Source organism: Roseibaca calidilacus (genome assembly GCF_001517585.1).
In the GTDB taxonomy this organism is placed as follows: domain Bacteria; phylum Pseudomonadota; class Alphaproteobacteria; order Rhodobacterales; family Rhodobacteraceae; genus Roseinatronobacter; species Roseinatronobacter calidilacus.
In genome coordinates this window covers 62,425-74,710 of record NZ_FBYC01000002.1, presented here as the reverse complement: position 1 = coordinate 74,710, position 12,286 = coordinate 62,425, and the positions used below count along the sequence as shown (strand labels likewise).

Here is a 12,286-nt window from a genome sequence, read left to right as displayed (position 1 = left end):
GGAATAGTCGTATAAACCATTGATCCAGAATAGCATCCCGTTACACTATTCAATTTATGCAGCGAGATCGAAACTCATGTTCTACCCTTTTCTCGTCGTCGATCCTCGCTCCGGCCTGCAGTACCGGCTGACTGATACCGGCCTCGCTGAGCTTTCCCTTTCACCCAAAGCGCCAGAATGGGCGCCGGGGCGGGCGATTTTGGAGAACCCCGATCCGGTCTGGCGCGATAGCCTTGCCAATGCGCCGGTCGAAACGATCTCGGCCATCAGTACGGCGCTGGAGGGTCTCGTGTTGGCCACTGGCAATCTGCGCGCCCCAGCGGCGGGGGCGATGGAGGTCAGCCGCGCTCAGCGGCATCTGAATGCGCTTATCGAACTCTGGCGCAAGCTGGGTGACACCTTGCCCGAAGGGCTGGCCCCGGTGCGCCATGTGCTGGAGCTGCCGCATGGGCGGTTTCTTGACCCGCTACCGGTGGTTCAGGGATCGCTCGATCCGCATGCGCCAGCCGCAATGAAGGCTCTTTACGCCCGGCTTCAGCAGGAATTCGGGGCCGTAGACGTACCCGCCAAGAGGCGCCCGGCGCGTGAAGGGTCGCGGTTGCATGCTTTGCAAGGCGGGGTGGCCGAGGCATCAATCGAGGCCGGGCCAAAGGATGACAGCCTCGCCTTTTATGGTCTGCGCGATTTGGCTGCTTGCGCTGATTTTGCCGCCGCCCGCGCGCGTGCCCTGATTGAAAGCGGTGTCTCGGCGCGGGAGATTGCTGTGCTAGCCTCTGGTGACCCACGCCAGATTGCCCGCGCCTTTGCGGAGCAGGGCGTGCCGATTTCCGGGCTTCCCGCCAGCCTGCCCGAGCGCGACATCATCGGTGAGACAGCACTTCAACTGGCACTGGCCAAGCGAACACCCACACCTGCGATGGTTCTGGCCAGCCTCGCCCTGTCGCCGCTGATGCCATGGTCCGCACAGACCGGGCGCGATCTCGCCGAAAGCCTGATTAGCGGTGATTTTCGGGGAGAGGTCCTTTCGCCCACCCCCGCGCACAAAGACCTCTGGACGGACATTCGCGCCTCAGCGGGCAGTCTGGCCCAACTGCGTTTCCTGATCGACCGTATCTGTGAGCGCATTGCGCAGGGACATGACGTCCGCGCCCGTCTGTCGATCCCGCCCGGCGAGGGTAGCCCAGACTGGGAAGCGATCCTGCGCGGTATCCAGATTGCATCCCCGTCAAGTGCCGATCCAGAGCGCAACCTTGAAGGTGTCAGCCTCTGGTCTGCACAGGAAACGCCGTGGCGGCCCTGCCGGCATCTGATCGTCACGGATTTCACCGATGGTCTGTATCCGACGCGTCCGCGCGCCAATCCGATGTTTCTGGACAGCGAAATCATCACGATCCGAGCCACGACAGGGCTGCAACTTCGCGGCCGGGCTGAGGGTTTGGCGCAAAGCCTGTCTCTTTTCGATCAGCAACTTCAGACGGTTACCGGCACAGTTACCTTTCTGATCCCGTGGCGCGATCTGTCTGGGGCACGGCAGCAACCCTCGGCAGGGCTTTCCTTGGTCGCGCGGGCGATATCGGGCGTCGAGGACGCGCAGGATCTGATCCTGGACCTGTCGCGATTGCCGCCCGGCGATTGGCCTGTGGCGCACCACCGCTTGTCGCCCCTTCCAGAACCGGACGATCTGCCCAAGGCCCTGTCTTTCCCCGGCCTCGACTTGTTGGCCCTGCGGCGCAAGGATGATGGAACAACCAAACCTCAATCGCCGTCTCGGCTGGAAACGCTTCTGGTCAGCCCCTTGGCCTGGCTTTTGGACGAGGTGGGGGCCGGCGACATGTCCTGGTCGGCAGAGGAACTTGATGTCATGGCCAAGGGCAACATTTCCCATGACGTGTTTGAACATGTATTCCTCAAAGATCAGCCTGTGCCGGAACCTGCGGCACTGACTGCGGCGGTCGCCGAAGCCTATGATCGCGCGCTCACCCGCCATGCGGGATTTCTGCGCAGCGCATCATGGGAAATGGAGCGCAGCGGCCTCGAACGTGAGATTCTTCAGGCAGCGCTGCGCTGGCGCGAACATCTGCTGGCGCTTGGTGCAAAGATCATCGGTAACGAGATCTGGCTGGCCGGTGAGGCGCATGGCATCAACCTGCACGGCAAGGCCGATGCGATCCTTGAGTTGCCTGACGGTGCGCTGCTTGTCGTCGATCACAAGAAAAGTGGCACATCGGCCCGCCGCAGGCGAATGGAGGCTGGATGGGATCTGCAAGCGGGGCTTTATCGTGACATGCTAGCCCGTCCCATTCGGCGCGACGGCGATGGAATGGACCCTCTGATCGGCCGAAAGGTCGGTATTGCTTATCACCTGATGAATGATGGTGGGCTCTTAACTTCCGGCCTTGTGCCTGCAGAAGGATCACCCGCCCGCGACATGGGCGATGCCGTCAATGATGCGGCTGTTGCAATGCTTGCTGAACGGCTGGCGCAGCTTGGCGCCGGGCGGGTCGTACTGAACACCTCGGCCGACGAGGGGTTTTTCAAGAAAGAGGCGGGGTTCACACCTTATGCGCTGACTGATGGCTCGACCCTGGTTACCGCGTTCATTCGCCAGATCGAGGAGGCATGACCATGAACGGAGCAGACTCAGACCGAGGATTGGTCATCGTGCCCGCCGGCGCGGGCGCAGGGAAAACCCATCGTATCAAGACCCAGCTTTCCGACTGGGTGAAGCGCGGCGTGGTGCGGCCCGAACGTATTCTCGCAGTGACATTTACCGAAGCCGCCGCGGGCGAATTGCGCGAACGTATCCGGGCGGGTCTTCTTGCTGATGGACTGGTCGCCGAGGCCATGGCGGTTGAGCGAGCCTACGTCTCGACGATCCATGGGCTGGGCCTGCGGCTGTTGACGGAACATGCGCTGGCGGCGGGTGCCTCGCTGCAACCGCGCCACCTTGGCGATGCCGAGCGGGACCTGCTGATCCGGCAGGCGCTGGCGCATGCCAAGGCGCTTGACCCGATCAAGGCCGAACCTGAGCGGTTCGGATATCAGCCCAACTGGCAAAAGGGCGAAACGGTCGAAGATTCCCTGCGGGGCCGGGTTCTATCGATGATCGACCTGTTGCGGGGTCTGGGTGACAAAGGCGGTGATCCAGGCCTGATCGCACCCGCGTTAGCGCGGCTCGATACGATCTATGGCGAGGTGCTCGCGGATCCCGCCGCCGCCCGTGATGCTTTGGCGGCGGCGATTTCCGCCATGCTTGCCGCCTTTCCCGAGGGCGGCATGGCCACCGTTACCGCCAAGGGCCCCCGCGAGACGCTGGAAAAGAACCTTGCCCTTTTTCGTCGCGTTGACCGCGATCCAACCCTGCTGGACCGGGACTGGAGCCTCTGGCAGTCCCTGCGTAATCTTTTCACCTCGAATAGCAAAACGAAGACGCCCGAGGGCTATGATGATCTTGCCACCGCGATCATTCAGGCCGCAGATGCGCTGCCTGCGCATCCCGGCCCCTTGGCAGATGCAAAGCTGCATTTTCGGTGCCTGATCGCTTGTGCGCAGGAAGTGATGGAGGCGTATGAAACGCGCAAGAAAGCACTTGGGCTGATTGACTATGCCGATATGATTGCGGGTGCAGAACGGCTTTTGCGCACCGATCCAGCAGTGCGCCAAGCTGTATTGGATGAGATCGATTGCGTCATCATCGACGAATTTCAGGACACCAATCCGGTGCAGTTCGCGCTGCTGTGGCAGTTAGGTGCCCGCGCGCCACGTACGCTGCTGGTGGGGGATGTAAAACAGTCGATCATGGGGTTTCAGGGGGCTGACCCTCGGCTGTCGCAGGCCCTTGCATCGGCCAACCCCGATGCGACGCAGCCCCTTGACCGCAACTGGCGGTCAACACCGGCGGTTATGGACTTCGTCAATGCCATGGGCGCAGGGCTGTTTGGCGCAGGCTACAACCCGCTGTCCCCGACCCGTGATCCGGTGCCCGGTCCTGCGCTGGAAGTGCTGAACATCGTCAAAGGGCGCGGGGTGAGAAACTTCTCCAAGCCGCAGGAGCACATCGCCGAGCGCATCGCCCGTATCCTCACTACAGGCGAAACAATCACCGATCGGCACACCAAGGCCACAAGGGTCGTCCGCCCCTCTGATATCGCGCTTTTGGTTTGCCGCCACGCAACTGCCGCCCGCTATGCCGAGGAACTGCGGGCGCGTGGCGTACCTGTTCGCATCGCCGAAGATGGCTGGGCGACATGTCTGGTTGTTCAGGCCGCCCGTGCTGCACTGAGCTATGCCGCGAACCCTGCCGATACCAATTCGGCGCTTTTGCTGCGCACCCTCGGCCCCGATCCCCTGAGCCTGCAATCTGCAATGTCTGCGCAAATCGAAGGACGGCTTGCGGATGATCCGGTTCTCATGCGACTGGCGGCTCTGTCAGACCACCTTGCAAGCTTGCCGATTTCCAACGCACTGGATCTTGTGATCAATGTCGCTGGGCTGCGGCTTTGGGCTGACCGTCAGCCCGATGCGGCACAGGCGCGTGCAGACCTTCTGCGACTTGAAGCCGAAGCAAGCGACTTTGAATCTGCCCATCGTGACCTTAAAGCCGCCGCCGGATTCCATGGCGAAAGCGCCAAGGTTTTTCTGGGCTGGCTTGATGCCCGATCAGGTGAGCGCGATTTCGACCGCCGTCCCGACCCTGCTGCAAACAGCGCCGAAGCGGTAGAGATCGTGACCTGGCACGCCTGCAAGGGTCGCGAATGGCCGATCACTGTGGTGGCTGAATTCGATCACGGCATCGAAGAATGGCCGGGAAGCACTGCGACCCAGTTCACCGCGCTTGACAAGATCGACGATATGGACGCCGTGCTGGCCTCGGCCGCGCTAATCCACACGCCCGGATTTGCGGCCCCAGAGGCCGAGCGGCGGTTCATTGAGGATCGTCGCGCGGATTTCGAGGCCAATGGGAAGAACCTGCTGTACGTCGCCCTGACACGGGCGCGCGATCGGCTGGTGCTGGAATGGCCGGGCTTCATCAAGGAGCGCGATGAGGAAGCACCTGAAGCCAATTGCCTGTTCCATGTATTCACAGATGCCTGCGCGCCGCAGATCGGTGGTGATACACTGCGCATCGGCGGGATTGATTGCCCGGCCATCATCAGGCAGTTGCCTGAACACGCGGGCTTCACCACGTATTCCGAGGCAGAGATCACGGATACACCACGGCTCGGCAGCGCTACCCCCTTGCCTGCTGTAGACTTGACGCCTTGGAGGTTGCAGCCATCACAAGCCACGACGGCCCTGCCTGCACCAGAAAGCCAAGGTATCAGCTTGGGTACGCCATGGCCCGGCAAAGTCAGTGACGCGGCCCGTGGGACAGCGATTCACCTTGCATTGCGGACTTGCCTGACGCGGCCTGATCTTACTGAAGGCCTGCCCCAGGCTACCGGGTTAGACGACACAACTATGGAACTGGTCGCGGCGCGAGCAGCTGCGCTGAACGCCTGGCTTGCGGCCGATGGATACACCGATCTGCTTTGCGAAATCCCTCTTCTAGGACGTACTAAAGAGGGTGCTGAAATTCCCGGTATGGTCGACCTGCTGGCAGTTGGGCCGAAGGGTTGCCTTTTGATCGACCACAAATCTGGCGGTGCGGGTGAGGGTTTCGGCCTCTACTGGCCGCAGCTCTCCAGCTACGGCGCACTGGTGGCAAGACTGTTCCCGCAGCATCCGCTGCAAGGGTTGGCTGTGTTCTGGATAGACCATGGGCGGCTGGAACTGGCGCAGCTACCCGTCACTGTCAGATCGACAAACATCATTTCTGAGGTCGGTAGATGACTAATTCAGCCTTGGGATGGGTCTCTTTCGGCAGCGCCGAGGCCGAGGCAGTGAACGCGCTCATGGGCGCATTGACCGACAGCGAAGCTCGAGACGAACTCGGGATCGGCGCGATCCGCGATGGATTTTCGGATTTGCTGTTCCCGGGCACCAGCACGGTTCAGACACGATTGCGCTATTTCCTAATGATACCTCAGATTTTTCATGACATCGATCTGCGCGCTCGGGACCGTCAGGCGGCGTTGCGAGACGCCGAGGCCGGCCTAATCGCCCGAATTCTCGCGTTGCCCGAGGGAGCTGACCGCGACCAGCTAATCGGAGTCGATGCAGGCGCAAAGCTGAAGCGGATGCCCAGTGCGATCTATTGGGGTGGTATTGGTGCATGGGGTATTCGGCTGGACGACAGAGCCCGCATACGAGACGTTCTGGAGCGGATGGCTGAGGGTGAGAGATGCTGGGCTGAAATGCCGTCTATCCCGAAAGATGACACGCGAGGCTTTAATCTAACAAAGGACGAGGCTGACTGGATAGTCGATCGCTGTGCCTCTTTGCGAGATGGCCAGACGCTGCTGGGGAACCTCATGTCTAGAGCCCGCAACATTTCCCAAATCAACGACCTGAACAAGGTGGCTCAGCTCGACCTTCCCCATAACCTGCAATTGCAACTCAATCACGCGCTTGCCTTCGCAAATACGCTTTTTGGTGCATCTCTGCTCTACAACCTCTTGCTGGCAGAGCGGTTCGCCCCCGACACGGTCGAGCAGTGGCAGCAGCAATTGGGCGAGTGGCAGAAAAGTGAGATCGCACCGGCAAAGGACGCGCGCACGCTGATTGCCCCGTTGCTAGAAGCATCGGCAGAGATCGCCTTTCGTCCTAACGATTGCACTATGCGTTTCCTCAATGCCTGGCTTGGTGTCATGCACGCCCCGACAAGCAACGATGCACGCGACATCATAATCGCCCGAGAGCGACAGGCTAAACCTGGTCGTGCCCGCCTGCAGCTCAATGGCGATTATAACTGGAGCGGCAGCTCAGGCGCGGGACGGCTGACCTTCCGCTGGGGCCGGGTTCACCGCTACCTGCAGGATATTTCCGAGGCGAAAGAAGCATGAAGGGCGAAAAAATCCTCGCCCCGGCTGAGCGCATTGATTTCGGAGAAGCCTTGGTGCCGCCCGAAGGTTATCGTCTGGAGGCGGCCATTGGCACGACTTTCTCAATGGACATTGCGACTGCCCTCACAGTGCCCGTCGCCATGGCATTGCGTGGAGGGATCGAGCGTGACGAGCTGATCGAGAATCCGCTTGCGGCACTGGCTGCAATGCAGCGCCTACAGGATCGTGTCAGGATCTTCGTAGAGGTAGGCAATATTCATCCACCAGTCGGCAAGCGCAATGCACTGATCAGCTTGCTTGAAGGACTTGTCGTCGAGGTGGCGCCGCCAAAGCGGGCGAGTTTCCACCCCAAGCTCTGGCTGATGCGCTTTTCCCCAGAGGCCGGAGGCACGACTCGTCAAAGGTTGGTGATGATGTCTCGTAATCTGACGAGGGATCGATCTTGGGATGTAGCATTGCAGCTTGAGGGCGAGGAAACGGAGAAAAACCAAGGAGGAAACCAACCACTTGTCGACCTCATTGACTGGATGCCTGGGCCCAAGCCCCGAGCTTTGCAGGAACTGCGTAACCAGCTTGCTTTTGTGAAATGGCAAGCCGTGCCAGGATTCCGCAAGCCCGTGTTTCACGCACACTTTCCTCGGTCGCCTCATGTCTGGCGGCCAGGCAAGGGGCAGATGGCCGTTATCTCACCGTTCTGCGATGATGCGGCATTGGACATGTTAGGGCGTGAACGGATCTGCGCTCTGGTTGCCTGTGATGACTGGCTCGCCCGTTTGGACGATGTTCCGAAGTGCAGCATGACGCTGATGGACCACGCCGTACCCGAACAGGAACCGACGGGTCATCAGGAACGCGCAGGGCTTCATGCCAAGATCTTCATCACTGAGAATGCCGATGAGACTACGATTACTCTTGGATCCGGCAATGCAACCTCAGCGGGCCTCGCGGTCAGCGGAATGCGCAATATCGAGGTCTTTGCCACTTTGAGGGGCAAGACGGCTACAGTCGGCGGCATTGGTCTCGATTCCGAGGGAATTCTGGGCCATGACGGCCTCAAGCCGCTGCTGGCGGACTGGTCACCTCGCTCGCTGAGCGAAGAAGAGGTAGATGAAGCACGGTTCGAGGATGCCGTCCGGCAGGCCCGGCACGCAATCTTCGCAGCAAGGCCGCAGCTCACGTTCGCAAGTGTAGAAGACCAATGGTCGGCTGCGCTGCAAATGAAGTGTCCCGCAATTCCGGGTATTGTGCAGATCCATGCCCGGCTTGCGACACAGCATGGTTCAACGGCTATCGCGGGAGCTGGGCCTTGGATACTGGGCCTTGTAGGTTTGCTGAATGTGACCCGCTTCATTCAGATCGATTTGACAGGCGATAACGAAAAAACCGCTAGCTTTGTCACGCAGGCCGAGGCGCATGGGCTTCCAGACAGCGAGCCCCGTCTGCGGGCATTGATGGCAGAAATCATCAAGACCCCGGAGCAGATGCTGAGTTTCGTCCATGCGATGCTCGAGGTGCAACCCGACTTAACGGGCTTGATGCGAACGGGGAGCCGCAGCGGCCAAAAGACGGGTCAGAGCCAGCGCGCGGAGCCCCCAGTTCTGGAAACCCTGCTAAAGGTTCTTTTGTCCGACGACGGGCCCGCCCGGATGGCCGAGTTGGACAAGTTGCTACGGTTGATCCCTGCGGATACCCAGACTGCCGCCGAATTTCATGACCTCTGGTCCAAATTCATTGCCGTGAACGGAAAACGCAGATGAGCTTTGACCCTGAACCGGTTTTGTCGACACTGAAGCCATTCCAGCGCGCAACTGTGGAATATGTCATTGGCCGGTTTCAGGCAGGCGCGCAGCGCTTTCTGGTTGCGGACGAGGTTGGCCTTGGCAAGACGCGGGTCGCGCAGGGAGTGATCTCGGTGCTGCTGTCTCAACTGTCCAATGGCGAGCGGGCCGATATTATCTATGTCTGCTCCAATGCGGCGATCGCGCGTCAAAACCTGCAGATCCTGAATGTCTTGCACGATGGTGAGGTTCTGCCCACACGTCTGACCCTGCTTTCCGATCCGAGAACAAATCTGCACGAAAATGGGGTTAATTTCATCGCGCTTACTCCCGGCACCAGCTTTGACAAGACCGGCGGGCTTGGCCTCGCGCGGGAGCGGGCGCTTGTCCATCATCTCCTGCGCGGCAAGGTGCATGCAACCCGATTGAAAAACCTGCTGCGCGGCACTGTTCGAAAAAAAGAAAACTGGCAGCGCTACCTGGACGACGTCCCCCAACTCGACGCGGGATACCGCGAAGAAACCGCGTCTGTGCTCATGGCCGGGGACATGGAAGTAAGTATCCGGGATGCAAACCTGAAACGTTCCGAGGAACGCAATCCGATCACTAAGGCCCTGCTGCAGCGTCTTGCCGCGCATTCTTTGACCTCATTGCGTCCGAAACTGATCATCTTCGATGAGTTCCAGAAGTTCCGCGACCTTTTCTCCGATACGGAGAGTGAAGCGCAGGCCCTGATGCAGCAGTTTCTCCGGACAGAACATCATGGCGCAAAAATACTTTTTCTGTCGGCAACCCCCTACAAGATGCTGACGATCAAAGGTGATGACCCGGAACAGGGCGATCACCAGGAAGACTTTCTCGCAGCTATTAGAATGTTGCATGGTGGGGGCGAGGTCGGGAACACCGCGGCAAAAGAGCTGAAAGCAGAGATGCGGCTCTTCCGTGAGAGTCTGCGCTGCTACGCACAGGGTCTGCCAAACGAGGCGGCAGAGAAGCGCAATCAAGTCGAAGACCGCTTGCGCGGTGTCATGAGCCGCCAGGAAAGGGTTGCCGCGACTAGCACCGATGCTGGGCTGAGCCGCGAAGAGATTACAGCAGATATACGGGCCGAAGATCTTCGGCAGGCTCTGGCAGTAGACCGTGTTGCCCGGCAGGTCGGCGGCCACAATCGCGCGGATTACTGGAAATCCGCCCCGTATCTTTTTAGCTTCATGCCCGGCGAGTTCGATCTCGCCAGGAAAATTGCTGGTTACGATAAGCGTGCTGACCTTGCCAGCACTGCGCGCCCAGCACTTTTATCAAAACACCGGATCCATAACTTCGAAGCTGTACCAGCCAACAATGGACGCATGCGAGCACTGATGGAAAACGTCTTCAAGGAAGGTGAACTTCACAGACGTTTGTGGTTACCCGCCAGCCTGCCCTATTTGTCCGGTCAGCCGCCTCTGACCAAATCGCTGGTATTTTCTGATTGGCAAATGGTCCCTGAGGCCATTGCGGCCCTGACCTCGCACGAGGCAGAGCGCAGGCTACGTCATGAGCGCGGGATCAAAGGTCCTGCAAAGAAGAAGGAAGCGAGGCTGCTGCGTCTGAGTAGCGCGGCGGAAGATTTGGGCAGCTCAATGCGGGTGATGTTGCTCCTTTACCCGTCAGACTTTCTGGCGCGGGCGGTGGATCCTCTGGAAATCTGGCGGCAGAACAGTAGCTTGAGTGCAGAAGACATGCTCGCCAAAGCCAAGGTGCGAATTGCATCCGCCCTCGCCGACCAAATGTTGCCCCCCACACGTGGTGCAGCCCCATGGGAATTGATCGCATGGCTTGACACATCATGGGCCGGAACCCCCGATATTCCTCGCCCGCTAAATGATTGGGTTGGCAAAGTTCGCCAAGGTCTTGACGCAGGTTCCCGCGACGATAGCAGCGCGCCCTCGTTGCTGGATCAATTCAACGCCGGTGAAAACGTTAGCGCAACCGTACCCGTCAGCGACGCGGCGGTAACGTTTCTCGCGCGTGTGGCGCTTGGGTCTCCGGCCGTTTGTCTGCTCAGATCACTACGCCGTTATTCAAAAGAGCCGTCGGCAGATCTGGCATCGACCGCTTCCAGTGTCGCGCTTGGCTTCCTGACAATGTTTAACCACCGGGAAGTCCGACCTTTGCTACTTTCTGGCGGGGAGGAAGGGGCTTGGTCAAAGGTCATCGACTATTGCGCTGAACATGATCTTCAGGCGGTGCTCGATGAGTATTTGTTCCAGCTCACTGGAGGGAAACTGACCCCCGAAACCATTCCCGGAAAACCGCCATACGAGGGGCTGGCCCGGCGGGTGAGAGACGCGGTCGGCCTGCGAACTGCCCAGATTACTGCGCGCAATCCGTTCACCGGCAAAAGCTTCAACATGCCTTCGCACATTGCGGCCCGCTTTGCTGCAAACGCTGCGAAAGACGGCGAGGGCGGCCAGACACGCCTGGACACCCTTCGCGAAGCGTTCAACTCGCCCTTCCGCCCCTTCGTTCTCGCATCAACATCCGTTGGGCAAGAAGGTCTGGACTTCCATCACTACTGCCACCGAATCTGGCACTGGAACCTGCCTGGAAGCCCGACAGACCTGGAGCAACGCGAGGGCCGGGTTCAGCGGTATCTCAATCACGCGGTTCGCCGCAACATTGCAACCTGCCAGGTTGCAGCCGCCCGCGAAACCGATGGCCCTGCCTGGTCGGCGATGCTCGCCGCCGCAGAAGAAGAGGTCGAAGACCTAGGCATGTCACGTCTGGGGATGTGCCCGCACTGGCTGTATACTGGCAACCTCGACGCCCCTGCCCTCATCGAGTCTATTCTGCCTTTGCCTCCTTTTTCCCGCGAGGCGAGACTTACACCTTGGTTGATAAAGACCACGGCACTCTATCGACTTGCCTTCGGGCAGCCGCGACAGTCCGACTTGCTTGCGATACTCGAAACAGCCGCGTCCCAAAAAATACAGTCGCTCATGATCCGCTTGGCACCAGGAAATTTCACCTACGCACCCGATAGCGATTGCGACAAACTGCAAGGAGACGAACAGCATGAAATACCGTGACCATGATGACCCAGAGATCTTCAAAGAATGCGTTTCGGCAATCACGTTGCAAGGCCGCCCGCAAGGGCTTCTGGAAGAATGGCTTTCAGAATCGGAAGTCACCATTACTGTTGCACCTGGACCCCGCAAAGGGCCGAAAAAGGCACGACCATGGCTTGCCGTGGAAGACCTAGATGGACTGCCATGGACGAGTAAAGTACGTGAGGCCGTGATTGAATCCGACCATCTCGAAACATCATCCGGTCTGTTTATGCTGAGTAATGTGGAGCGGATTACTATCTTCGTTCTAGGCGACTCCTTTGCCGATTCTGATCTCGAGACGTTCCAAAACGCGATAGAAAATTTTGAAAAACTAAGCTATCTCAGTATCGTAGTGGCTCCAAGTGCGCTCGCCTATGCAAAGGAGCACTTTGTGTGGAAACGTTCAGGCGTTACCTTTGCCATTGCGACGGAGTCTCACCGCCGCAGGTGAAACCCTCGACATCGGCGCCAT

The 12,286-nt window shown here is 59.5% G+C and carries 6 protein-coding genes; all 6 read left to right on the top strand.

The window, feature by feature from the left end; all coding sequences use genetic code 11:
* Positions 1-199 precede the first annotated feature (199 nt).
* The 6 genes from AWT76_RS02770 to AWT76_RS16575 are packed head-to-tail and all read left to right on the top strand — an operon-like array spanning position 200 to position 12,265.
* Complete coding sequence (locus AWT76_RS02770; protein WP_245638755.1) at positions 200-2,623, top strand: PD-(D/E)XK nuclease family protein; 2,424 nt, start codon at positions 200-202, stop codon at positions 2,621-2,623.
* A gap of 2 nt (positions 2,624-2,625) precedes the next feature.
* Positions 2,626-5,832 (top strand): UvrD-helicase domain-containing protein, encoded by a 3,207-nt coding sequence (locus tag AWT76_RS02765; RefSeq protein ID WP_245638754.1) that lies wholly within the window; start codon positions 2,626-2,628, stop codon positions 5,830-5,832.
* A complete protein-coding gene (locus tag AWT76_RS02760) occupies positions 5,829-6,944 on the top strand; it encodes a DUF6361 family protein (RefSeq protein WP_072244804.1) in 1,116 nt (371 codons plus the stop codon). The genes AWT76_RS02765 and AWT76_RS02760 overlap by 4 nt, the downstream gene beginning before the upstream one ends.
* A complete protein-coding gene (locus AWT76_RS02755) occupies positions 6,941-8,701 on the top strand; it encodes a phospholipase D-like domain-containing protein (RefSeq protein WP_072244803.1) in 1,761 nt (586 codons plus the stop codon). Before AWT76_RS02760 ends, AWT76_RS02755 begins: the two co-directional genes overlap by 4 nt.
* A complete protein-coding gene (locus AWT76_RS02750; RefSeq protein WP_072244802.1) occupies positions 8,698-11,793 on the top strand; it encodes a helicase-related protein in 3,096 nt (1,031 codons plus the stop codon). Before AWT76_RS02755 ends, AWT76_RS02750 begins: the two co-directional genes overlap by 4 nt.
* A complete protein-coding gene (locus tag AWT76_RS16575) occupies positions 11,780-12,265 on the top strand; it encodes a hypothetical protein (protein WP_141655851.1) in 486 nt (161 codons plus the stop codon). Before AWT76_RS02750 ends, AWT76_RS16575 begins: the two co-directional genes overlap by 14 nt.
* The last annotated feature ends 21 nt before the right edge of the window (positions 12,266-12,286 follow it).

Bases quoted from the DNA above. Each gene is read 5' to 3' on its own strand.
- AWT76_RS02755 (WP_072244803.1), top strand. From the start codon at position 6,941: ATGAAGGGCGAAAAAATCCTCGCCCCGGCTGAGCGCATTGATTTCGGA.
- AWT76_RS02760 (WP_072244804.1), top strand. From the start codon at position 5,829: ATGACTAATTCAGCCTTGGGATGGGTCTCTTTCGGCAGCGCCGAGGCC.
- AWT76_RS02765 (WP_245638754.1), top strand. From the start codon at position 2,626: ATGAACGGAGCAGACTCAGACCGAGGATTGGTCATCGTGCCCGCCGGC.
- AWT76_RS02750 (WP_072244802.1), top strand. From the start codon at position 8,698: ATGAGCTTTGACCCTGAACCGGTTTTGTCGACACTGAAGCCATTCCAG.
- AWT76_RS16575 (WP_141655851.1), top strand. From the start codon at position 11,780: ATGAAATACCGTGACCATGATGACCCAGAGATCTTCAAAGAATGCGTT.